At 46.8% G+C, this 23084-nt stretch carries 22 protein-coding genes; 15 read left to right on the forward strand and 7 right to left on the reverse strand.

Annotated features, from left to right (window positions below; translation table 11 throughout):
* The first annotated feature begins 7 nt into the window (after positions 1-7).
* The gene (locus tag ABDB98_RS08835) at positions 8-7462 is read left to right on the forward strand and encodes a beta-ketoacyl synthase N-terminal-like domain-containing protein (protein WP_438421977.1); all 7455 of its coding nucleotides are present in this window, start codon (positions 8-10) and stop codon (positions 7460-7462) included.
* Positions 7463-7600: 138 nt separating this feature from the next.
* On the opposite strand, the gene ABDB98_RS08840 is transcribed toward ABDB98_RS08835, so the two are convergent.
* Entirely contained in the window at positions 7601-8812 is a 1212-nt protein-coding gene (locus tag ABDB98_RS08840; protein WP_438421978.1) for a cytochrome P450 family protein, read from the reverse strand.
* Between the two features lie 345 nt (positions 8813-9157).
* Here ABDB98_RS08840 and ABDB98_RS08845 point away from each other — a divergent pair, with 345 nt between their 5' ends.
* Positions 9158-9529 (forward strand): NucA/NucB deoxyribonuclease domain-containing protein, encoded by a 372-nt coding sequence (locus ABDB98_RS08845; RefSeq protein WP_438422130.1) that lies wholly within the window; start codon positions 9158-9160, stop codon positions 9527-9529.
* Positions 9530-9589: 60 nt separating this feature from the next.
* Positions 9590-10345: a YoaK family protein gene (locus ABDB98_RS08850; RefSeq protein ID WP_060962732.1), complete on the forward strand. Its 756-nt coding sequence runs from the start codon at positions 9590-9592 to the stop codon at positions 10343-10345.
* Positions 10346-10379: 34 nt separating this feature from the next.
* Here ABDB98_RS08850 and ABDB98_RS08855 read toward each other — a convergent pair whose 3' ends face one another.
* Together ABDB98_RS08855 and ABDB98_RS08860 are read right to left on the reverse strand one after the other, a co-directional pair.
* The gene (locus ABDB98_RS08855) at positions 10380-10742 is read right to left on the reverse strand and encodes a hypothetical protein (RefSeq protein ID WP_016936035.1); all 363 of its coding nucleotides are present in this window, start codon (positions 10740-10742) and stop codon (positions 10380-10382) included.
* A 183-nt stretch (positions 10743-10925) separates the two neighbouring features.
* Positions 10926-12254, reverse strand: a complete 1329-nt coding sequence (locus ABDB98_RS08860; RefSeq protein WP_438421981.1) for a S8 family peptidase — start codon at positions 12252-12254, stop codon at positions 10926-10928.
* A 164-nt stretch (positions 12255-12418) separates the two neighbouring features.
* Between ABDB98_RS08860 and ABDB98_RS08865 the strand changes: the two genes are divergently transcribed.
* From ABDB98_RS08865 to ABDB98_RS08875, 3 genes are all read left to right on the forward strand, one after another.
* Positions 12419-12652 carry a hypothetical protein gene (locus tag ABDB98_RS08865; RefSeq protein ID WP_060962730.1) on the forward strand — a complete coding sequence of 78 codons (234 nt, stop codon included), beginning with the start codon at positions 12419-12421 and terminating at the stop codon, positions 12650-12652.
* A gap of 254 nt (positions 12653-12906) precedes the next feature.
* Positions 12907-13614, forward strand: a complete 708-nt coding sequence (locus tag ABDB98_RS08870) for a poly-gamma-glutamate hydrolase family protein (protein WP_438421983.1) — start codon at positions 12907-12909, stop codon at positions 13612-13614.
* A 60-nt stretch (positions 13615-13674) separates the two neighbouring features.
* Positions 13675-14127, forward strand: coding sequence for an OsmC family protein (locus ABDB98_RS08875; RefSeq protein WP_438421984.1), 453 nt, complete (start codon positions 13675-13677; stop codon positions 14125-14127).
* Between the two features lie 13 nt (positions 14128-14140).
* On the opposite strand, the gene erbB is transcribed toward ABDB98_RS08875, so the two are convergent.
* The 3 genes from erbB to ABDB98_RS08890 all read right to left on the reverse strand — a co-directional run bounded on the left by erbB (position 14141) and on the right by ABDB98_RS08890 (position 15274).
* Positions 14141-14494 (reverse strand): SMR family multidrug efflux transporter EbrB, encoded by a 354-nt coding sequence (erbB, locus tag ABDB98_RS08880; RefSeq protein ID WP_438421985.1) that lies wholly within the window; start codon positions 14492-14494, stop codon positions 14141-14143.
* Positions 14495-14511: 17 nt separating this feature from the next.
* Complete coding sequence (gene erbA, locus ABDB98_RS08885; RefSeq protein ID WP_016936028.1) at positions 14512-14826, reverse strand: SMR family multidrug efflux transporter EbrA; 315 nt, start codon at positions 14824-14826, stop codon at positions 14512-14514.
* Between the two features lie 133 nt (positions 14827-14959).
* A complete protein-coding gene (locus tag ABDB98_RS08890; RefSeq protein ID WP_438421986.1) occupies positions 14960-15274 on the reverse strand; it encodes a hypothetical protein in 315 nt (104 codons plus the stop codon).
* 101 nt (positions 15275-15375) lie between these two features.
* Between ABDB98_RS08890 and ABDB98_RS08895 the strand changes: the two genes are divergently transcribed.
* The 9 genes from ABDB98_RS08895 to ABDB98_RS08935 all read left to right on the forward strand — a co-directional run bounded on the left by ABDB98_RS08895 (position 15376) and on the right by ABDB98_RS08935 (position 22143).
* The gene (locus tag ABDB98_RS08895) at positions 15376-15780 is read left to right on the forward strand and encodes a YmaF family protein (RefSeq protein ID WP_438421987.1); all 405 of its coding nucleotides are present in this window, start codon (positions 15376-15378) and stop codon (positions 15778-15780) included.
* A 98-nt stretch (positions 15781-15878) separates the two neighbouring features.
* Positions 15879-16823 carry a tRNA (adenosine(37)-N6)-dimethylallyltransferase MiaA gene (gene miaA / locus ABDB98_RS08900; RefSeq protein ID WP_438421988.1) on the forward strand — a complete coding sequence of 315 codons (945 nt, stop codon included), beginning with the start codon at positions 15879-15881 and terminating at the stop codon, positions 16821-16823.
* Positions 16824-16862: 39 nt separating this feature from the next.
* A complete protein-coding gene (gene hfq, locus ABDB98_RS08905; protein ID WP_003154064.1) occupies positions 16863-17084 on the forward strand; it encodes an RNA chaperone Hfq in 222 nt (73 codons plus the stop codon).
* Positions 17085-17179: 95 nt separating this feature from the next.
* Positions 17180-17455, forward strand: coding sequence for a YmzC family protein (locus ABDB98_RS08910; RefSeq protein WP_438421990.1), 276 nt, complete (start codon positions 17180-17182; stop codon positions 17453-17455).
* 82 nt (positions 17456-17537) lie between these two features.
* On the forward strand, positions 17538-17753 hold the full coding sequence (locus ABDB98_RS08915; protein WP_016936023.1) for a hypothetical protein: 216 nt from the start codon (positions 17538-17540) through the stop codon (positions 17751-17753).
* A gap of 259 nt (positions 17754-18012) precedes the next feature.
* A complete protein-coding gene (gene nrdI, locus ABDB98_RS08920) occupies positions 18013-18405 on the forward strand; it encodes a class Ib ribonucleoside-diphosphate reductase assembly flavoprotein NrdI (protein ID WP_016936022.1) in 393 nt (130 codons plus the stop codon).
* Positions 18365-20467 (forward strand): class 1b ribonucleoside-diphosphate reductase subunit alpha, encoded by a 2103-nt coding sequence (nrdE, locus tag ABDB98_RS08925; protein WP_007611605.1) that lies wholly within the window; start codon positions 18365-18367, stop codon positions 20465-20467. Before nrdI ends, nrdE begins: the two co-directional genes overlap by 41 nt.
* Before the next feature lie 17 nt (positions 20468-20484).
* The gene (nrdF, locus tag ABDB98_RS08930) at positions 20485-21474 is read left to right on the forward strand and encodes a class 1b ribonucleoside-diphosphate reductase subunit beta (protein WP_438421991.1); all 990 of its coding nucleotides are present in this window, start codon (positions 20485-20487) and stop codon (positions 21472-21474) included.
* 48 nt (positions 21475-21522) lie between these two features.
* On the forward strand, positions 21523-22143 hold the full coding sequence (locus ABDB98_RS08935; RefSeq protein ID WP_060962723.1) for a hypothetical protein: 621 nt from the start codon (positions 21523-21525) through the stop codon (positions 22141-22143).
* Between the two features lie 48 nt (positions 22144-22191).
* On the opposite strand, the gene ABDB98_RS08940 is transcribed toward ABDB98_RS08935, so the two are convergent.
* Positions 22192-22950: an N-acetylmuramoyl-L-alanine amidase gene (locus ABDB98_RS08940; RefSeq protein WP_438421992.1), complete on the reverse strand. Its 759-nt coding sequence runs from the start codon at positions 22948-22950 to the stop codon at positions 22192-22194.
* Positions 22951-23084: the final 134 nt, after the last annotated feature.

Here is a 23084-nt window from a genome sequence, read left to right on the forward strand (position 1 = left end):
GACGGCTTTGCAAAACACTGAAGATCTTCTTTACAAACTATTGGCAGGCCAGCTGAAATCTGTCGGATTCTTTACAGAAAACGAGACACAGCCTGTATTGCAGGGGTTTTACGGCAGGTGGCTGGAAGAAAGCATCTCCATCTTGGTGCAAAAAGGCTTTTTGAAACAGTCAGGCAGTACGTATGTGTTAACAGGTCCGATAGAGCGTGCGGACGTGCTGTGGGAAGAATGGGATGAAAAGAAAGCTCCTTTACTCAAGGACAGCAGCAAACAGGCGATGATCATTTTAGTAGAGACAGCCCTCAGAGCTTTGCCGGATATTTTATCCGGCAGAGTTTCTGCCACTGATGTTCTGTTTCCTGATTCCTCAATGGAATTGGTAGAAGGAATTTATAAAAACAATGAAACGGCAGACTACTTTAATGAAGTGCTCGCTGACACATTGACGGCTTTCATTGATGAACGCCTGAAAGAAGACCTGAACGCAGAAATCCGGATACTAGAGATCGGAGCGGGGACGGGCGGGACAAGCGCGACCGTTTTCAAAAGATTAAAAGAGTACAAACGTCATGTAAAAGAATATTGTTATACCGATCTGTCAAAGGCCTTTTTCATGCATGCTGAAAAAGAATACGGCCCCGACAATCCTTATTTGACTTATAAGCGCTTTAACGTGGAGGAGCCCCCGGCTTTGCAGGGTGTAGAGGCGGGCGCATATGACGCGGTGATTGCGGCAAATGTGCTTCACGCGACAAAAAATATTCGGCAGACGCTTCGCAATGCCAAAGCGGTGCTTAAAAAGAATGGGATTTTGCTATTAAATGAGATCAGCAGCCATTCGGTTTATTCTCACCTGACATTCGGTCTTTTAGAAGGCTGGTGGCTGTATGAAGACGCCGAACTGCGTATTCCCGGGTGCCCGGGTCTGTATCCAGAAGCGTGGCAGTCCGTGCTGGAAAGCGAGGGATATCGGTACGTTACATTTATGGCGGAACCGTCACATCAGCTTGGCCAGCAGATCGTGGCGGCAGAAAGCGACGGTGTCATCAGGCAAAAACAGCCGGACGCACAGGCGGCTGAAGAAACTGCGGCTTCCAAAGAGCCGGCTGATTTTACAGAACCGGCTTTCTCAGTGACAGACCGGACCGTGCAATTCATAAAAGAAACGTTAGCCAAGTCGATAAAGCTTGCTCCCGAGCGCATTCAGCCGGAAACGAGCTTTGAAAAATACGGCATCGATTCCATTTTGCAGGTGAATTTCATCCGTGAACTGGAAACATTGACGGGCGAGCTGCCGAAAACGGTCTTATTTGAACACACGAATACGAAAGAACTTGCCGAGTATTTGCTGGAAACTTACCCGGATAAGCTTCAACAGGCATTTGGAGCCGAACAAGCGCCTCCTGAAACGGAGCATCCGGAACCTGTAATGGCTGAACCGGTGCCGCTCGTCACGGAAACGCGGCGATTTATCACTGAACCAAAAGAGCCGGACGTGCCAAAGCAAGAAAAAGAAACCGCAGCCGCTAATCACTCTGATCGTGACGACATTGCCATTATCGGCATCAGCGGCCGCTACCCTGAATCTGAAACCCTCGATGAGCTGTGGGAGCATTTAAAAGCCGGAGACAGCTGTATTTCAGAAGCCCCGGAAAACAGATGGAAGTCCGGTCTTCTGAAAACAATGGCAAAAGAAACACGAAAAGAAGATCGCAAAACAAGGTACGGCGGATTTCTGCAGCATATTGACGCTTTTGACCATCACTTGTTTGACGTTAAGGAAGACCATGTGATGGAGATGACGCCTGAGCTCCGGTTAAGCCTTGAAACCGTATGGGAAACATTTGAGAACGGCGGCTACTCGTTAGAAAGATTAAACAAATGGCAGGAATCAGACAGCGGCATCGGTGTATTTATGGGCAGTATGTACAATCAATATTTCTGGAATATCCCGTCATTGGAAAAAGCCGCGCTCAGCTCTAACGGAGGGGATTGGCATATCGCTAACCGCATTTCTCACTTTTTCAATTTAACGGGTCCGAGCATGGGCGTCACGACCGCATGCTCCAGCTCACTGAGCGCCATCCATCTCGCCTGTGAGAGCCTGAAGCTTAACAGCTGTTCTATGGCGATTGCCGGAGGGGTCAATCTCACGCTTGAACCGTCTAAATATGATGCGCTTGAACGGGCGAATTTGCTTGAACAGGGAAGTGAAAGCAAAAGCTTCGGAACCGGCACAGGCCTGATGCCGGGAGAAGGGGTCGGGGCAGTGCTATTGAAGCCGCTCTCCAAAGCGGTTGCCGACAGCGATCATATTTACGGCGTCATTAAAAGCAGCGCATTGTGCCATAGCGGCGGAAGGCAGATGTACACGGCTCCGGATCCGAAACAGCAGGCGAAGCTCATGGCGGCTTCCATCAGAAAAGCCGGAATCAATCCGGAAACAATCAGTTATGTCGAATCAGCGGCAAACGGCTCTGTATTGGGAGATCCGATTGAGGTCATTGCCCTGACAAACGCGTTCTCGCAATATACCGGTAAAAAACGTTTTTGCGCGCTTGGATCTGTCAAGTCAAATCTTGGCCATTTAGAGGCGGCTTCCGGTATGTCACAGCTCACGAAAGTGCTGCTGCAAATGGAGCGGGAAACGTTAGTTCCGACGATTAACGCAAAACCGCAAAATCCGAATATCTCACTTGAACAAACGGCCTTTTATCTGCAGGAGAAAACCGAGTATTGGGAGCGTCTGAAGGATGCCGAGACGGGAGACATCATCCCGCGGAGAAGTATGATCAATTCCTTCGGGGCAGGCGGGGCATATGCAAACCTGATCGTAGAAGAATATATCAGTCCGAATTCCGATTATGCCCGTCACGGCAATGAAGAATATATTTTCCCCGTGTCAGCGAAAACGAAATGGAGTTTTGACGCCTATCTTGACAGGCTGGCGGCTTTTTTAGAAAAAACGCCTTCACTTCATCCGGCCGCCATTGCATCCGCTTTACAAAAAAGAACGCATCATTTGGAGTATCGGGCGGCATTTACGGCTTCTTCCGTACAGGAACTGCTGAACGAGCTGGCCTCTTACCGCACGGATCAGCCGGGGCGGAGCCGCTCCGATTCTGCTGTCGGCCATCGGGCGCGGCAATGGGAAAAAGGAGAGAATATCGCATTTGATCAGTTGCAGCAAGAGCACGCCGTTCATTTGCCGGCTTATGCTTTTGACCGCCGGACTTCTTTTCAGTTCGGTGAATCAGAAAACGCTGCCGGCGTTCAGGTGATATACAGTGATGATGATCCATATGTGCAGGGGCATCAATTCAGCGGAGAACCTGTCCTCGTCGGCGCTACATACAAAAGCCTGGCAGCCGAGCAGTTTTATCATCTCTTTCCTGAAGCGGAAGGAGGACAAATTAAAAAACTGAATTACGTCAATCCCATTGCCGTAAAAAAAGGCGATCGCATCGAGCTGAAAACTGAATCGAAGCAAAACGGGGATGCATTTGAACTGAGCATGATGTACCGCAGCCGCACGTCTCCTGATTGGAGCATAGCGGCGTATGCCGAGTGCAGTCCGTATCCGTTTCAGAAGCAGCCCGCGGATCTGGCAGCCATTCAGCGTTCTTACCGGGAAGTGGGGATAGATAAGTTATACGGCGACGGCACGGGTACCGTCGTGTGGGGAGAAGAATTTAAAACGATCACACGCTTGTACAAAGGCACTGATGCCGTGTTAGCAAAGCTGAACCTGAATAATATCGGCTCACAACAAGCGCATCATTACGCCATAAATCCGTTAATCGCCAACAGTGCTTACTTGGCCGCGCTTTCTTTATTGGCCCAAGCCGATGCGGAAAGCTATCTGCCGTTCGGCATTAATGCCGTCACCTTCAGCAGCCCGGCAGATCTCGATAATTGCTGGCTGCATATCAAGCTGGCCAAACAAACAGGGGAAATGATCCTGTTTAACGCAGATGTCATCAGCAGCCGATCTGAAGTGGTGATGTGTTATGAAGGCTATGCCCTTAAACGGTTCCGTCCGGAAGCGAAACAGATCAATCAGCCGGCCCGAACGGCTGTTAAAATCCCGGCGCAACCGGTTTCTGCCGGCAGTCTGACAGATCACATCCGCAGCTATGTCCTTGGCAAGCTTGCCAAAATGATGAGTGAACCTGTGCCATCCCTGCGTTCTGATGTAAATATTATGGAATTGGGGCTTGATTCAGCGAGCCTGATCGGACTGACAAAAGAGATCGGTCAAGAGGCAGAAATCGATGTGAATCCGACATTGTTTTTCGAGTACCCGACGGCAGAAGAGCTGACCCGCCACTTTGCGTCAGCGTATGAGAGTAAGTTTTCTCAATTGCTTGCCGATCATAAGCATTCAGAAGAGGCTAAGGTCACGGAAACAGAAGAGCGCACTTTGCCGAAGGAACAGCATCGGCCTTGTGATAACGGCAATATCAAACAAGGAATCGCCATTATCGGTATGTCAGGCCAGTTTCCGCAATCTCCGGATATCCAGTCTTTTTGGGAGCACATCGTAAACGGAGATCACTGTATTTCAGAAATTCCGGCGAACCGCTGGGACTGGCGCCGTTACGCCGATGATGAGGATGACACAGGTGTCAGATGGGGCGGTTTTATTGACGGCGTCGGAGAATTTGACCCGCTCTTTTTCGGAATTTCTCCTAAAGAGGCTTCACAAATGGGGCCGGAGCAGTTTCTGCTTTTGATGCATACATGGAAGGCAATGGAGGATGCGGGCCTGACGAGTAAGACGTTATCAAGCAGACCGACGGGCGTTTTCGTTGCCGCGGGTAATAGCGACCCGAACAATGGAACAGCCATTCCGTCCATCATTCCGAACAGGATATCATATGCCTTGAATTTACAAGGGCCGAGTGAATATTACGAGGCGGCCTGCACGTCAACCTTGGTGGCTTTGCACAGGGCGGTTCAATCAATCCGTCATAACGAATGTGAGCAGGCTGTCGTGGGCGCCGCCAATATTCTGCAGTCGCCGAAGGGCTTTATCGGTTTTGACGCAATGGGATATTTAAGCAAAAACGGCCGGGCGAAATCTTTCCAAAAAGATGCCGATGGCTTTGTCAGAAGTGAAGGTGCGGGCGTTATCATCATCAAACCGCTTGAGGCGGCAATTGAAGACGGCGATCATATTCACATGGTCATTAAAGGAACCGGGGTGTCTCATGGCGGTAAAGGCATGTCGCTTCACGCGCCGAATCCGGCGGGGATGAAGGCTGCGATGAAAAAAGCGTACGAAAACACGGATGTTGACCCGCAAACCGTCACATACATTGAAGCGCACGGCATCGCCTCCGAAATGGCAGATGCGCTTGAGTTCAATGCAATCCAAGCGGGTTACGGCGGGTCTGCGAATGAGGAGGAAAGCGCGCCTTGTTACATCAGCACCGTGAAACCTTGCATCGGTCATAGCGAACTCGCTTCCGGACTGGCCGCCCTTATAAAAGTGGCGATGGCCATGAAACATCATACCATCCCGGGGATTCCCGGTTTCACAGCCGAAAATGAGCAAATGACCAATCAGCAAAGCCGCTTCCGATTCACTGAAGACAATCAAGAATGGACACAGCTTACCGACCGTACAGGCAGTCCGATTCCGCGCAGGGCCGCAATTAACAGCTATGGATTCGGCGGCATGAATGCGCATGTCGTTTTGGAACAGTACAGTCCGAGCCCTAAAGACAAAGAATCTGTGCATGAACCGCAGCTTATCGTGCTTTCTGCTAAGAGCGAAGGCCGGCTTAAGGCGGCCGCAGGTCAGCTGGCCGATTTCATACAAGCTGAACATACTCCGTCACTGCGGGATATTGCTTATACGCTCCAGACCGGCCGCGAGGCGATGCATTGCCGCCTGGCATTCGTTGCCCGCAATCAAGATGAACTGCTGGAAAAGCTGAAAGATTACAGAGAGTTTTCAGGAGAAAGCAATGGAGTGAAAAGCTTCTTTACCGGCAGTCAGCAGACTGGAGCAGGAGACATCGGCATTTTACTGGAAGGGACGCTCGGTACAGTCGTCACGGAGGCGCTTTTGGCTGAAAACAATCTGGAAAAGCTGGCATTTTGCTGGGTAAAAGGTGCGGATATACCGTGGGACAGACTCCATCAAGGCAAATCTGTTCAAAGAGTGCCGCTTCCGACATATCCTTTTGAAAAACAGAAGTATTGGAACGGCAGTCAGACAGAAGACATCAGCCTTGAACCGATTCTAGAGAATCAACAGTTCCGCCGCGGGGGCGCGGCTGACATAGCGGCTGACATTTTAGGAATGGACGCAGCGGAACTGGACCCAAATAAGCCGCTGACTGAATACGGCTTCGATTCAATGTCCTGTATTCAGCTTCTGAAAAAACTTGAAGACACAGACTGCCGAGTAAGTCTGGAAGCTCTTCAGAACTGCGGCACTCTTAAGGAGCTCAGCTTGCTGTTAAAAACGAACCAATCGCAGGATGGGGAAGGGAAATTTCCCGAACTCGTCAAGCTGAATGAAAGAGAAACAGGACGTCCTGTTTTCTGGTTTCATGGAGGAACGGGAGGCGTCGAAGCGTATCAGCCATTCGCCAAAAAAAGCCAGCGTCCTTTTTACGGCATTCAGGCAAGAGGTTTGACAGGGAAAGATCCGCTGCAAGGAATCGGAGAGCTGGCCGCTTCTTATGCGAAAATCATTCAAGCGGTACAGCCGAAAGGCCCTTATGACCTCGGCGGATATTCCTTAGGCGGAATGCTCGCATATGAAACGGCGCGCCTCTTGCAGGAGGAAGGTCATACGGTGAAAAGCGCCGTCATGATTGATACCCCGTACAGTGAAAAATGGAAAGAAAGAAAACCATCTGTCAAGTCAGTCATGCTGCAAACGATCAATACGATGCTTACGGCATATCTCAAGCCTAAAAATCCTGAAGACGCATTAATCAGCAGGGAAGACATTAACGTGCAGGCTGGGGATGAGGCTGTATTGAATGAATTGATCAGCCTTGCCAAAGAGCGCGGACTGCCAAAACCGGAAGAAGCGATCCGGATGCAGCTGGAGCAACTGATGAAGACGCAGCTCGCTTACGGAATGGAAGAGTATGAGATAAAGCCGCTGCCGCATCCGGAAACGCTGCAGTGCTACTATTTCCGTAATAAAAGCGGCTTGTTCCTCGGAGATCTTGAACGTTATCTGACAGCAGAGGAAGAACAAAATCTGTTAGACCATGAGGCGTATTGGGAAGAATGGGAACGGCAGATAAAACAATTTCACCTGCTGGATGTTCAGTCTTCTAATCATGTTACAATGCTGTCGGAATCAAAACCGCAAAACGCGATTAAGGCATTCTGTGAAAAACTGTACGCAAATAAAGGAACGATAAGCGCCAATTTCCTTAATTCTTTCAGAAAAAAGCTGGACGAAACAAATGAGTTGGTAAAACGGTAATATAGAAAGAGCTGCCGGAGCAATCCGACAGCTTTTTTTGACTAATGAGAACTAAATTTACTATGTACTAAATTTTCATATTGATTTGTTGTTTCCTGTTAATAAGATATTTAAAAACCCCCAATATGGGGGCGGATATTATAATCTGACAGGCAGTGCTTCAAGCCCTCTTAAAAACACATTCTTTCTCCATGATAAATCCTCAGGCGCTCCCTTCAGCTCTATATTCGGAAACCGTTTTACAAGCGCTGTAAAGGCAATGGATGCTTCCATCCGGGCGAGCGGAGCTCCGAGACAGAAATGAATGCCGAAGCCGAAAGAGATATGACGGTTCGGTGTTCTCTCTGTATTTAATGTATCAGGATCATCGAAATATTCCGGGTCCCGATTGGCTGAACCGATGCCGATAAATATCATATCGCCTTTTTTAATGGAAACATCTTTATAGGCGAAATCTTCAATCGCCCATCGATTCGCCATCATGATGACGGGAGAGGTATAACGCAAAAGCTCTTCGACCGCCGTCTGGATAGTTTCAGGCTGCCGCTTTATCTTCTCCAGCTGGTCTTTGTGCAAAAGAAGCGCCAGTGTGCCGGAGCCGAGAAGGTTAACCGTTGTTTCAAGTCCGGCAACAACTAACAAAAACAGCATGGAATAAAGCTCTGATTCACTCAGCTTTTGGCCGTCCTCTTCTGCGTAAATCAGCTTGCTCGTCAAGTCTTCACCCGGATGTATTCTTTTTTCTTCGATCAGTGTTTTCATATATTGTTTAAACTCTTTTAGCGCCTGATTGGTCGCTTCTCGTCCGCTTTCTGACGTGTCGACCATCGCGTTTGTCCACACCTGAAATGAGGCGCGGTCCTCTTTCGGAATTCCGAGCAGCTCTGAAATGACGATAAACGGAAGCGGAGCGGCGAAATCTCTCATGATATCAGGATCTGTTTTTGTTTCCATTTCATCCAGCAGCTCTTCTGTAATCCGTTCTATCCCGGTGCGAAGCTGCTCAATCATCCGGGGAGTGAACCCCTGATGCACCAAAGACCGCAGGCGTGAATGATCCGGCGGGTCCTTTGCCAGCATATGCTCTGATACAAAATCTATATCTTCACTGACGTTCAGCTTTGCGATCAGCTCCTTCGGCATGACCCGTTTTACATCTCTCGTAATTCTGCTGTCCTTTAGAAACGCCATACAATCATCATAACGCGTGATGAGCCAAGCCGGAAAGGTGCCCCCGAAACGCTGCAGTTCGAATTTATGTATGGGATCCAGCTCTCTGAAAGTGCTTAAAACCGCAAAAGGGTTCTCGTGAAACTCGGATGAGTGTGGATGAAACATTATTTTTTCCATCTTGATTTCCCCGCCTTCATGTTTTTAAGAAAGACTTAAGACATAACAAACTGCCGGTCGGCATTCCTCCTTTTATCCGCTGAAGACACTGATTACAACGGCGCATAAGTATGTCTAAAATATATAGGGAATCAGAAGCTTGTTCAATAGAGAAACCGTAAAGCCGTCATTTTCGTTGATTATCAACAAAACAGCAAACTTTTTTTGCCAATTCATCATGTGTGCCGAATCCGGCTAATATACATATTTACGCTTCATATCAACTTCTTAAGGAGGCTGTGAATGACTGCGTTTATGAAATGGGCGGCAAGTCTGCTTTTGGTGATCTCTCTTCAGTTCAGCTTTATGAGCGCCGGCACTCATTCTGAGAATGCTGCCCGAGCCGCGTCCAGATACGATCAGGTGCTTTATTTCCCGCTGTTAAAATATCCGGAGACGGGAAATCATATAAAAGACGCCATTTCGGCAGGGCACTCTGACATTTGTACAATTGATCGCGGCGGAGCTGAGGATAGAAGGAAAGAATCATTAAAAGGAATTCCGACAAAGCCCGGATTTGACCGTGATGAATGGCCGATGGCGGTCTGTACAGAAGGCGGGGCGGGAGCTGATATCAGATATGTAACCCCTTCGGACAATCGTGGGGCCGGCTCATGGGTTGGAAATCAAATGAGCAGGTATTCCGACGGCACGAAAGTATTATTTATCGTTCAGTAATCTTCTCCGGCGCGCCGGAGTTTTTTTATGCTTTGAAAAGGCGGCGTACCGGCTGGACATATGAAATGGCGAAGAGTAAACTTATATGTTGGACTCAGCATGAGAAAGGATTGGATCACATTGACGGTGACTACATACCGAAATATTGCACTTTTGCTTCTTTGTTTAACTGCGGGAATTGTGGATGTGATCGGTTATTTAAGTTTAGGACACGTCTTTACCGCCAACATGACGGGGAACATCGTTCTGTTCGGCATGGCGATCGGCAACTCATGGCATCTTGCCGTACTCAAATCTTTAACCTCGTTAATCGGATTTATTGCAGGCGTTATGGCCGCGGCTTGGCTTGTCGGTAATAAAAAGAAATCATTCTGGCCTCCTGCGGTCACTGCCGCATTGATCATTGAAGGGGCTGTTTTACTTTTGTTTGCTCTGTTCTCCTGCTTTTTTGCAGAATCCATTTCTGTTTATGTGCTGATTATGCTGCTCAGCTTCGCAATGGGGATGCAGACAACAGCCGCGAGAAAACTTGGAGTAGCCGGGATTTCGACTACTGTATTAACGGGAACGCTTGCTAATTTTTTTGAAGATCTCACCGCAAGGTTTTACAAAGCGGACAAGCGGAAGCAGTTTACAAGAGATGCGGTATTGCGCGCGCTTGCCTTGGTGCTGTATTGCTTTGGGGCGGTTATCGGCGCATTTGCCGAACCGGATTATAAATTTGCCGTGATCTGGCTCCCGATTATCATTATTTTAGGCATTATGCTTTGCGCATTTACAATGTTCCACGGCTACTCGGAAGAAAAAAACCAATAAAAAAACGCCGCTGATTCACGGCGTTTTTTTCGTTTTATTGCTCTTTTCGGGTCCCGATTGTATAAACGGCCCGATCTGTATGTACCTTTAATCCGTCTTGCTCTTTTTGGATGGTAATCTCGCCGAGCAAAGGGATTTCATACGCATCTTGAGGGAGCGGGACATTTCCTTCCTCCGTATAGGTTGTGCCGTGTCCTTTTAGGACGAGTTCTTCGTCAGCTACATAGTCATCGGGATGATTTGTCCGGCGGACGAGAACATCATCAAGGTGAAGCATGATCTGGTCCATATCAGAAATCTCGTTCCGGCTGTCTGTCAGCTCTCCTTTTCTGATATCAAGCGTTTGTCCGATCTGCTTTTGCAGCCATTCTGATAGTTCGGTGTTTGTAAGTGCCATTGATATTCCTCCTTTTATCTACACCATACTTATTCCCTATTTTTTTAGAAATACACTCCTCCGCTTGATCTTTTTTTTCTGACAGCCGGTTTTAAAGAGTTACTAGTTTCTTCATTATAATTGTTTACTAAAAACGGGGTCATCTTGCGGTGCAGACGACCCCGTTTACTCATCATATAAAGATTATTCTCTCGGCACGGCGTTTTCGGCGTTCACTGCGCCCGCTCCGTAAATGTTCGGATCTTCATTTGTCCATTTATCCGGACTTTCCTTGATCAGTGTTTTCACTTCGTCAGGCGTAAGCTGCGGGTTCTGCTGAAGGATTAAAGCAGCAATGCCCGCACAGATCGGAGTGGCCATCGACGTGCCCGACAGACTTAAATACAACGACCCTACACGATTTGATTTTTGTAATTTGTCAAGGTATGAACGAGGTGAACGAAGGGACACGATATCGACTCCGGGCGCGAGAATATCAGGCTTTTCTTTTCCGTACACCGTCGGGCCGCGGCTTGAGAAAGAAGCAGCCGTATCGTCTTCATTCGCGGCCGTATCATTGTCATCATAGGCGCCTACCGTGATGACCTTCTCACTGACGCCGGGGCTTGAAATTGTTTGAGCTTCCGGACCGGAATTGCCCGCGGCGACGCAGACGACGATTCCTGCGTTCCATGCTTCTTCAACGGCCTTGACGAGCGGATCGTCCGTTTCTTTGTCATATCTGAGCGCTTCTCCGCCCAGTGACATGCTGATGATCCGGATCGGATTGTCAGTGTGTTTTTTATTATATTGTATGCACCATTCCACACCTTCAATGATATCAGCCAAGGTTCCTGATCCTGTTTTGTTTAAAACTTTGACACCGATCAGATTGGCTTCCGGCGCGGGTCCCTGATATTTTCCGGAAGACGAAGCGCCGCTGCTCGCGATATCACCGGCGCAATGGGTGCCGTGGCCGTTGTCATCATACGGTTCTGTCCTTTGGTTCACAAAGTCTGCAAATCCGGTAATTCTTCCTTTTAAATCGGGGTGCTGATAGATTCCGGTATCAATGACGGCAACGGTTACCCCTTTTCCTGTTAATACGGTGCCGTTTCGGGTCACTTCTTTTGCATGGGATGATTCGGCTGCCGTATCAAGAAGTGCTTTTACTTCCCGGTTTAAATAGACTTTACGGATATCCCGGCATTGAGAAAGAAGCATGTGAAGGGCGGCCGGGGTGACTTCAGCACTGCAGCAATTGATTGTGTGAAACTGCTTTTTGATCGTGCAGCGTTTCTCATTTGACAGGACCTGGCCTGTGCTGTGAAACCCGGATTCATGGCAGCCTTCCTCGAATTCAATGATGACTGACATTTTCTTTCTGTTTTTCACCTTTTTTTCGAAAAAACGATGGAGAAAGCAAGGCGTCCATTTGAAGGGTTTATATAACTGTAATACGTTTTCTCTGAGCGGCCCGTCCAGCTTATGAGCATTTGACCGAACCATTTGTACCATTGAGTAACCAAACATATATACTTTTCCTCCCATTCTGGCGATTCTCTCTATACCATATGAACAGGCAGTATATTCGGTCCGTTTGTTTGTCCTTTCAGAGAGCTGGTTACTTGCGGCTTTTTCATTTGAAAAAGAACATTTGTTCGCTTATAATGAAACCGACAGAAGGAGGTATATACATGAACATGATATTGAGACATTCCTTGGAAAAGCAGCTTCCGATTGATATTATATATATGAAAAAAGACGGCTCCATTTCAAAACGGACCATTATTATTAAAAAAGGGGATGAGCGGGCTGTAACGGCATTTTGCTGTACAAAAAGGCAGATGAGAACTTTTTTGACGGGCTCCATTCTGTCCTGCGCATTTGCTTCGGGAGACGGATATTCATTTTTAAAAGCGTATTCTTGATGCCGTCTGTTTCCGGCTGTGAATCTCCCGCCCCTGAAAATTCGGGCGTTTCTCCCTTTTTTTTTGCCTCTCTCAACCTTTTTTCACTGATGCCCGGCATTTGAGCGCTTGAACCGTGACCATCCATTGATTTTTCGAAACCGGGAAGTTTTTCACTGATGATAATGTTAATAGAATGTTAAGATAAGACCTATTGACAAAAATCCAAATAATGAATATCTCATTTTTCAGAAAGGAGCAAAGAAGGAGAGCTGATGAAAAGAATTTTACTTAATGTCATCATTATCGTAGCAATGGTCTTACTAATAAGATGCGCTCACTATGCGTCAGACCCTGATCCCTCGAATTCTTCAGATACATACACAGATTTTAAAGATCTGGCTGAACATGAAGACCCCGACGATTATCATATATCGTACAATAAGCGAAAGGGGAGCCCTGTATTGATCATGTCGCCGCACGGAGGGAGAATTGAGGGCGGGGTGAGCGAGATCGTCCGCTCTTTCAGAGATGATTATTCAACCTACCTGTTTGAGGGATTAAAAGCGCATGATAATCAAACTCTTCATATTACGAGCACCAAGTTCGATGAGCCTTTAGCCGTGGAAAGCATTAAGCAGCACCATTATGTGATCGCAGTTCACGGTTATAAAGGCGACGAGAAAAATACCCTTGTCGGAGGAAGCGACCGGAAGCGGGCGGAAAAATTGGTGAGAGCTTTCAAACGAAATGGATTTCCTGCAGAATTGGCAACCTCAAAAACCGGTCTGGCCGGGGTTGACACAGAAAATATCAATAATCAGGCGCAAACAGGTCTAAGCATACAGCTTGAGATCAGCAGAGAACAGCGGGAAGCGTTTTTTGATAATTTCGACTACCGTGAAAGAGAATTCACAAAAACAGACGAATTTTACCGGTTTGTCCGTACGATAAAAAGAGTGATCAATCAAGAGTATTCATGAGCTTATCATAAGACAAACCAGTGAAAGATGAGTAAACTTGAAAAAAAGGAGGATGGTCCCTTGGCAAAACATCATTTTTATTTAAAAGCAAATTGGCCCGGAAATCGGAATGACGTCGGCGATATTAAAAGCGGCCGGCTTGAAACGGCTGTGTCCATTCCTAAGGAAATGGACGGTCCGGGAGAAGGCACAAATCCTGATGAGATGCTGCTTGGAGCGGCCGCGACCTGTTATATTATAACGCTTGCGGCAATGATGGAAAGAAGCGGTCTCGATAAAGAAGATTTACATATGGAATCTGAAGGAATTGTAGATGTAACAAACGGTGTGTTCACGTATCAAAAAATCATTCACCGCCCGTTTATATTATTAAAGCCGGATGCAAACGAAACGGATTTTGCACTGGCCGGGAAGTTAGCGCAAAAAGCGGAATCGTCGTGTATGATTTCACGAGCGGTTCAGGGAAACGTGGAGATGGAGCTTGAGGTTGAAGTAAAAGCCGCCCGCGCATGACGAAATCAAACGGTCAGCTCCGGGCCGTTTGATTTTTTTTCGTTTTTTGAGATTTGGAACGGTTGAGCAGGATGACGCCCGTGATGACCAACACAAGACCGGCCATCATTTTGATCGTCATGGCTTCCTTAAAAACAATAAAGCCGACGATTGCAGTTAAAGCCGTGCCGACACCTGACCATGTCGCGTATGCGGCGGATAAATCAAGGCTTTTCAATGAAAAGCTCAAAAACATAAAAGAGGCTCCGATTCCGGCAATGACGCCGAGAGCGGGCCACAGGTGCGTAAAACCGTCCGACAGCTTCAGCATCGTGCTCCCGAACACTTCTGATACAATGGCTAATGCCAAGCAAAGTAATCCTTTCATCAGCATGCCTCTCCTTTCTACCAATTCATCAAAATGACACCGGCCAATAAGAAAAAGAGTCCGATGACGGCCTGCTTGTCCAGTTTTTCCTGGAACCACTTCGCTCCGATAATGGACGCAAGCACCGTTCCGGCCCCGCTCCATGTAGCGTAGGATAAGCTGAGCGGAATAAGATTCAGTGTCAGTGAAAGCATATAAAAGGCCAATGAATAGCCAGCCACTACAAGCGCGCTCGGCACAAACCGCGTAAATCCGCGGGAGACCTTCAGCATGGCCGCACCCATTGACTCTGATAAAATAGCAATTGTGAGGAAGATATAACCCAGAATCATATCCAATCCCCCTCTCATCATCTTCTTCATGCCTTTTGTTTAAGGCAGTAAAATAAAATAATATCCGATCTTTACCCGGCAAGTCAAGACATTCGGCCTATATAAAAAGGCCCCTGAAAGGAGCCCTTTTTGATTAGTAGTAATACGGATAACCTCCGTACGGATAGCCGAAACCGCCGTACAGATACGGATTTAATAAGGCGCTTCCGACCAGACCCCCGACAAGCCCTCCGGCAAACGGACCGCCGAAAAATCCAAACGGACGTCCGAATCCATAGCCAAACCAAGGGCGGCCAAACCAAGGCCGGCCAAAACCAAAACCCGGCCGTCCGAATCCAAAGCCGAATCCGGGACGTCCGAACCCGAAGCCCGGCCGGCCAAAACCAAATCCTGGCCGTCCAAACTGTCTCATTTCACTATCTGCTGCGTATGCGTATTCTTCATTCATAATTAAGGTACCTCCAAGAATAAATTTTAGATGATAACAGAGTATTCAGCCCACCAATTTTTGATTGGGCGTTTATCAAAAAAATAAAGGAGTGAGCTTTTGTGGGCCTGTATCAGTCCGATTGGTCAAAAAAACCTCCGCACACACACGCTTACCGGGCTGTAACGGATGTTGTGCAGGGGCATTACCATTTGATCGAAGGCTTCTCACAGCCTGAGAACGGCAGCAATACAGATCAGCATACACATTTCTATACGGGCATCACCTCATTTGAAAACGGGCATTTCCACAGATATTACGGTATTTCCGGTCCTGCCATTCCGAGGGCTGACGGAACGCATTACCATGAGCTTTCAGAGACCACCTTTGCCGCCTACAATGAGCCGATTCAGATCCAGTACGGCGGCGTCGTTTACGATCCGCGGGAGGAAGGACGGAAAACGCACCGCCATACACTCAAAGGAAAAACGAGAGAGGTTGTCGGCAACGAGCCGATCGGGTGGTAGCGGACGTTTAGCGCTCAGGAAAAAGGGCAAAATGGATAGGTGCATGGAGCAATGAATGTTATAATTAGGGGGAGATTTATAAAAGAGAGTGATACATATTGAAAAATAAAAAACAGTCTGTCGTCATACTTGTCGGGCCGACGGCAGTCGGAAAAACAAAACTGAGCATCGGACTCGCAAAAATGCTGAATGCGGAAATCATCAGCGGGGATTCCATGCAGGTATATAAAGGGATGGACATCGGAACGGCCAAAGTCACCGAAGAAGAGACAGAAGGCGTGCCGCATCATCTGATTGATATTTTGGAGCCGTCCGACACTTTTTCAACGGCCGATTATCAAAAAATGGTGAGAGAAAAAATCAGCGAGATTGCCGCCAGAGGAAAGCTCCCGATGATTGTCGGAGGGACGGGTCTGTACATTCAGTCTGTGCTGTATGATTATACGTTTACGGAACACTCCGGTGATCCTGTGTTCCGGGAGCGCATGGAGAAACTGGCTGCCGAGGAAGGGGCTGAGGCTCTTCATGCTAAACTTGCGGCGGCCGATCCGGAAGCAGCGGCAGCCATTCATCAAAACAATACGCGAAGAGTCATCCGCGCGCTCGAAATTCTGCACATATCGGGCAAAACAATGTCAGAACATCTTAAAACCCAAAAACGGGAGCTGCTTTACAATGCGGTGCTCATCGGTCTTACAATGGACAGAGAAGTGCTGTACGGCCGGATTAACGAGCGTGTTGACCTGATGATGGAAGCCGGCCTTCTTGAGGAAGTCAAGCGGCTGTATGATATGAATATTCGGGACAGCCAATCGATTCAGGCGATCGGCTATAAAGAGCTGTATGAATATCTTGATGGAAAAGTGCCGCTTCCTCAGGCCGTGGAGCAATTAAAACAAAATTCAAGACGTTATGCGAAACGCCAGCTGACCTGGTTTCGCAATAAAATGTCCGTTTCATGGACCGATATGACGCCGCCTGTTGATCTTGAACAGAAAAAAAAGGAAATTTTCGAGTGTATAGCAGGAAAACTGGAAATTTAATCGAAACAGTATTGTATTGAGAACCAAGGAGGACGAAACATGAAACCGATTAATATTCAGGATCAGTTTTTGAATCAAATCCGAAAAGACAATACGTTCGTCACAGTATTTTTACTCAACGGCTTTCAGCTTCGCGGCCAGGTAAAAGGCTTTGACAACTTTACCGTCTTACTCGAAACGGAGGGGAAGCAGCAGCTTATTTATAAACATGCCATCTCCACGTTCGCCCCGCAAAAAAACGTTCAGCTTGAGCTTGAATAAACTTTTGTCAAAGACCATGAACAATGGTCTTTTTCTATGCGCATCTGTATATTGCCGGCTGTATATCGGCAACATAAAAGGGGGCTTGGAAAACAATGTTCGAAAGTGAGAATGAACTGAGAAGAATCAGGATAACGCTCGTCTGGATCGCTGTGTTTTTGCTGTTTGGAGCATGCAGCAATCATGAAACGGTGGTGACGGATGATGACGGCGGCTCGGCGGATGCCGAACCGCAGACAGAAGGCACGGTGCAGCTGGAGCATAACCAATTCGGCGTCGTCGAAGACGGTTATTTAAAAATATATCGTTACAACGAAAAAACAAATAAAGTCGAACTGAAAAAAGAAACGACGTTAGATGAGCTTGAATAAATTTCACAAGCTTTCGAATTTACAAAGCGGGCCGCACAAGCTACACTAGGTACTGACATTGATCATGCAGAGGGTGAGACGATTGAAACACAAGGTGATAATCAACCATTGGGAAGAAACCTGTGAAGATGATTCCTGCTATGAATATGGAACCAGCATCATTGTTGACGGCAAAGAACTGCTCAGAGAGGCTTCCATCACAAGCGCTCTGAAAGCTGTGCTGAAAGAAATCGGTGCTGATGCGGAAATAGAAGAGACCGTTGAAAGCGAAAAAAAATGTGATTCTTACAAAAAATAAGAATAAAAGTCTAGACTACTAAGCAGTTTTTTTTCATGTTATGATAGACATCGGCTTACACATGACACCTTGAGTAGGATGAGAGATGATTCTCGTTCTGCTCTCTTTTTTGGGCGTTAATCGGGGCAGAACCAAGGTCCGCTCTTTCAAAAATATGAACTTTTTATAAATCGATCTCAATATGTTGTGTTTTTCTGAGAGGTTAGTATACTATATATAGTGTTAAGAGATTCATTATTTTTGATAGGTCGTGATAAGGATGGTTCAAATCATATTTGATTCAAAGACAGGGAATGTTCAGCGTTTTGTGAATAAAACAGACTTTCAGCTGATCCGCAAGGTGGATGAAATGGACCACGTGGACACTCCGTTTGTTTTGGTCACCTACACGACAAACTTCGGTCAGGTACCGGCATCAACACAATCATTTCTCGAAAAATACGCCCATCTCTTATTAGGAGTCGCTGCGAGCGGCAACAAAGTATGGGGCGATAACTTTGCAAAAAGCGCCGATACCATTTCAAGACAATATCAGGTGCCGATCTTGCACAAATTTGAACTCAGCGGCACAGCGAAAGACGTTGAATTGTTTACTCAGGAGGTAGAAAAAGTTGTCACAAAACCAAGTGCCAAAATGGATTCAGTTAAATAACGAAATTATGATCCAACAAGATGGAAAATTCCAGTTTGATAAAGATAAAGAGGCTGTACATAGCTATTTTGTTGACTATATCAACCAAAACACAGTTTACTTTCACGATTTGAAAGAGAAGCTGGATTATTTAATTGAAAACCAATACTACGAAGAAGAATTCTTAAGCCTGTATTCTTTTGAAGACATTAAAGAAGTGTTTAAGACAGCTTACGCAAAGAAGTTTCGTTTTCCTTCCTTCATGAGTGCGTTTAAATTCTATAATGACTATGCTTTGAAAACGAATGACAAAAAAAGAATCCTCGAGCGTTACGAGGACCGGATCTCAATTGTTGCGCTGTTCTTCGCAAACGGCGACACAGAGAAAGCGAAAGAATATGTGAATCTGATGATCAATCAGGAATATCAGCCGAGCACGCCGACATTCTTAAATGCGGGCCGCAAACGCCGCGGAGAGCTTGTCAGCTGTTTCCTCTTGGAAGTCAATGATTCCTTAAACGACATCTCAAGAGCGATCGACATCTCCATGCAGCTTTCTAAACTGGGCGGCGGGGTTTCTCTTAATCTGTCTAAGCTCCGTGCGAAAGGTGAAGCGATTAAAGATGTGGAAAACGCCACAAAAGGCGTCGTAGGCGTGATGAAGCTTCTTGATAATGCGTTCCGCTACGCTGACCAAATGGGGCAGAGACAAGGCTCAGGCGCGGCATACCTGAACATCTTCCACCGGGATATTAATGACTTTCTTGATACGAAAAAAATCTCGGCTGATGAAGATGTCCGCGTTAAAACCCTTTCCATCGGCGTCGTGATTCCGGACAAGTTTGTCGAGCTTGCGCGTGAGGATAAAGCCGCTTATGTCTTTTATCCTCATACGATTTATAAAGAATACGGCCAGCATATGGACGAAATGGACATGACGGCGATGTATGAGGAGCTTGTCGACAACCCGCGCGTCAAAAAAGAAAAAGTGAATGCGCGCAAATTGCTTGAAAAGCTTGCCGTTCTCCGTTCTGAGTCAGGCTATCCGTACATTATGTTCCAGGATAACGTAAACAAAGAGCACGCGAATAACCACGTATCAAAAGTAAAATTCTCGAACCTTTGCTCTGAGGTGCTTCAGGCGTCACAGGTTTCAGCTTACACAGATTATGACGAGGAAGACGAAATCGGCCTGGACATTTCCTGCAACCTTGGTTCTTTAAATATTTTAAATGTCATGAAACATAAATCGATTGAGCGCACGGTGAAACTCGCGACGGATTCCCTGACTCATGTGTCCGAGACGACGGATATCCGCAACGCGCCGGCAGTCAGACGCGCAAACAAAGCGATGAAGTCGATCGGTCTAGGCGCGATGAACCTGCACGGCTACCTTGCCCAAAACGGCATTGCTTACGAAAGCCCGGAAGCAAGAGATTTCGCGAATACGTTCTTTATGATGGTGAACTTTTATTCCATCCAGCGTTCCGCTGAGCTTGCAAAAGAAAAAGGCGAAACGTTTGAGCATTATGAAGGCTCCACTTATGCAACGGGAGAATATTTCAATAAATATATCGAAAAAGAATTCTCGCCGGCATACGAAAAAATCGCTGCGCTCTTTGAAGGCATGCATATCCCGACAATCGAAGACTGGAAAGAGCTGAAGGCGTTTGTCGCTGAAAACGGCATGTACCACAGCTACAGACTGTGCATCGCGCCGACAGGCTCCATTTCCTACGTCCAATCCAGCACGGCATCCGTTATGCCGATTATGGAACGGATTGAGGAAAGAACATACGGAAACTCCAAAACGTATTACCCGATGCCGGGGTTAGCGTCTAATAACTGGTTCTTCTACAAAGAAGCTTATGATATGGACATGTTCAAAGTGGTGGATATGATCGCGACAATCCAGCAGCATATCGATCAGGGAATCAGCTTTACCCTGTTTTTGAAAGATACGATGACAACTCGTGATCTGAACCGTATTGATCTGTATGCCCACCATAGAGGCATCAAAACCATTTACTATGCAAGAACGAAAGATACCGGGCAGGACAGCTGTCTTTCTTGTGTCGTTTGATTAAAGGAGAGTTTACAGTGACAAAAATTTATGACGCAGCAAACTGGTCAAAGCATGAAGATGATTTTACCCAAATGTTTTACAACCAAAACGTAAAGCAGTTCTGGCTTCCCGAAGAGATCGCATTAAACGGCGATCTCCTCACTTGGAAGTACTTGGGCAAAAATGAGCAGGATACGTACATGAAGGTGCTCGCCGGCCTGACACTGCTTGATACAGAGCAGGGGAACACGGGCATGCCGATTGTGGCCGAGCACGTAGAAGGCCATCAGCGAAAAGCGGTTCTTAATTTCATGGCGATGATGGAAAACGCGGTGCACGCAAAATCATATTCAAATATTTTTATGACACTTGCTCCGACTGAAACGATCAACGAAGTGTTTGAATGGGTAAAGCAGAATAAGTACCTGCAGAAAAAAGCCCAAACCGTCGTCGGACTGTACCGCGCTATCAAAAAAAACGATGAGATTTCGCTGTTTAAAGCGATGGTCGCTTCCGTTTACTTAGAAAGCTTCCTTTTCTACAGCGGTTTCTATTATCCGTTATATTTCTACGGACAGGGAAAACTGATGCAAAGCGGTGAAATCATCAACCTGATTCTTCGTGATGAAGCGATCCACGGCGTCTATGTCGGACTGCTTGCCCAAGAAATATACAATAAACAAACAGAAGCGAAAAAGGCGGAACTTCGTGAATTTGCGATTGAGCTTTTAGAAGAGCTTTATCACAATGAGCTTGAGTATACCGAGGATCTGTACGATCAAGTCGGGCTGTCTCATGACGTAAAGAAATTCATCCGCTATAACGCCAATAAAGCTTTGATGAACTTAGGGTTCGATCCTTACTTTGAAGAAGAGGATATTAATCCGATCGTATTAAACGGATTAAACACCAAAACGAAATCACATGATTTCTTCTCCATGAAAGGGAACGGCTACAAAAAAGCGACGGTAGAACCGATTAAAGACGAGGATTTTTATTTCGGTCAAGATGAAGAGCAGATATAATATCTGCTCTTTTGGCTTGAATGGAGAAATATGACAGGAGGAACCGACATGGATAAAATGGATGAAATCATCTTAGCCGCGCCGCGGAGTGACGTCTTCCAAAACGAAACGCTGACATTCCAGGGAGTCAACAGCGAAGATGAGCGTATCGTGAAGATTATGGCTCAAATTGAGGAGCATTTTTCAGAAATCAGAAGAGGCGACGCGGAAGAGGACCCGCGTTTTAAACAGCCGATTCCGTATGTCGTCATCCGCCGCGATGATGAGGTGTTTGTGTATGAACGGCTCGCGGGCGGCGGAGAATCGCGCCTTCATAATAAACTTTCCCTCGGTTTCGGCGGTCACATGAATCCTATGGAGGGAGCGGCTTCATTTGCGGAGGTGCTGAAACAGAATACCGACCGGGAGTTGGCAGAAGAACTGCACATCCTTGAGGAAGACAAACAAAACATTGTCACACTCGGTTTAATCAATGATGATGAAAACAGTGTCGGAAAGGTGCATATCGGCATCCTTTCTGCGCTCCAATTAGCGTCTGGAGCACAAGTCGAAGTGAAAGAAAAAGAGCAGATCGCCGGACGCTGGATGAAAGTGAACGAATTAAAAGAAGAAGACGTGTATCAGCGGCTTGAAACTTGGTCTCAGTTTGTCGCCGATATTCTTCAATAACAGAAAAACCCCTGTTCCTCCTAAAAAAGGGAGAACAGGGGTTTTTCATTAGTTTAACGTAATGACGGTATCAAATCCCGCTTTTTTGGCCCGCGCTGCTAAAGATTCAGCATAATCTCTGGAAGAGAATGCGCCGATCTGCACTTTAAATAAGCCGTCTTTTGGAAGCACAATCGCATCAAAACCTTTAGACACCGCATTGGCGGCAATCGCATCAGCATTTGCTTTCACATTGAAAGCGCCGATTTGCACTTTATATAAGTCAGGCTTTTTTTTTAGACCGAAAGCCTGCTCCAAGCCCTTGGCATGTCCTCTTGCAAGGCTTTCAATAAAACTGGCTGTTTTCAATTTGTTTGCATCAGCTGCCGTATCAACAAAACCATTCTCCGTCAAAATCGCCGGCATACTTGTCTCCCGCAGCACATGGAAGTTGGCTGTTTTTTTCCCTCGGTCATTAAAACCGGATGCTTGGATTACTTGCGTGTGAACGGCTGATTGATAAGTCGAAGTCGGCGCTCCGACACCCGGATAAATATAGCTTTCGAATCCGGTTCCGCCTCCTGAGTTAATATGAATGGATAAAAAATAATCTGCGCCCCAGCTGTTGGCGGCATCCGTTCTTTCCGTCAGGCTGACCGTCTTATCGCTTGTCCTGCTCATCGTGACAGAAACCCCTTCATACTCATTCGTCAGAATCGTGCGCAAAACCAGCGCGATCTCCAGCGTGACCGCTTTTTCCTGAAGCCCGTTTCCGGTTGCGCCTGAATCAGTTCCGCCATGACCGGGGTCTAAAAAAATTTTAACCATTCTCCATCACCTCATTACAGCATATGATGATATTTAAAAGGTGCTTGTACGGCTGTCATTCATGAAAAAAATGAGAAATCCGCCCGGCATTTCCCGGAAAATAAAAATAAATGGTTTGTCCTTCCGTTTCAGCT

Origin of the sequence: Bacillus siamensis (assembly GCF_051628075.1) — a bacterium.
Lineage (GTDB): Bacteria > Bacillota > Bacilli > Bacillales > Bacillaceae > Bacillus > Bacillus siamensis.

Coding starts and splice junctions, on each gene's coding strand:
- ABDB98_RS08940 (WP_438421992.1), bottom strand. CDS start 22,950: ATGGTTAAAATTTTTTTAGACCCCGGTCATGGCGGAACTGATTCAGGC.
- ABDB98_RS08850 (WP_060962732.1), top strand. CDS start 9,590: ATGAAATGGCGAAGAGTAAACTTATATGTTGGACTCAGCATGAGAAAG.
- ABDB98_RS08865 (WP_060962730.1), top strand. CDS start 12,419: ATGAACATGATATTGAGACATTCCTTGGAAAAGCAGCTTCCGATTGAT.
- erbB (WP_438421985.1), bottom strand. CDS start 14,494: ATGAAAGGATTACTTTGCTTGGCATTAGCCATTGTATCAGAAGTGTTC.
- hfq (WP_003154064.1), top strand. CDS start 16,863: ATGAAACCGATTAATATTCAGGATCAGTTTTTGAATCAAATCCGAAAA.
- ABDB98_RS08910 (WP_438421990.1), top strand. CDS start 17,180: ATGTTCGAAAGTGAGAATGAACTGAGAAGAATCAGGATAACGCTCGTC.
- nrdI (WP_016936022.1), top strand. CDS start 18,013: ATGGTTCAAATCATATTTGATTCAAAGACAGGGAATGTTCAGCGTTTT.
- ABDB98_RS08845 (WP_438422130.1), top strand. CDS start 9,158: ATGAGCGCCGGCACTCATTCTGAGAATGCTGCCCGAGCCGCGTCCAGA.
- erbA (WP_016936028.1), bottom strand. CDS start 14,826: ATGATTCTGGGTTATATCTTCCTCACAATTGCTATTTTATCAGAGTCA.
- ABDB98_RS08935 (WP_060962723.1), top strand. CDS start 21,523: ATGGATAAAATGGATGAAATCATCTTAGCCGCGCCGCGGAGTGACGTC.
- ABDB98_RS08840 (WP_438421978.1), bottom strand. CDS start 8,812: ATGGAAAAAATAATGTTTCATCCACACTCATCCGAGTTTCACGAGAAC.
- ABDB98_RS08860 (WP_438421981.1), bottom strand. CDS start 12,254: ATGTTTGGTTACTCAATGGTACAAATGGTTCGGTCAAATGCTCATAAG.
- ABDB98_RS08855 (WP_016936035.1), bottom strand. CDS start 10,742: ATGGCACTTACAAACACCGAACTATCAGAATGGCTGCAAAAGCAGATC.
- ABDB98_RS08890 (WP_438421986.1), bottom strand. CDS start 15,274: ATGAATGAAGAATACGCATACGCAGCAGATAGTGAAATGAGACAGTTT.
- ABDB98_RS08870 (WP_438421983.1), top strand. CDS start 12,907: ATGAAAAGAATTTTACTTAATGTCATCATTATCGTAGCAATGGTCTTA.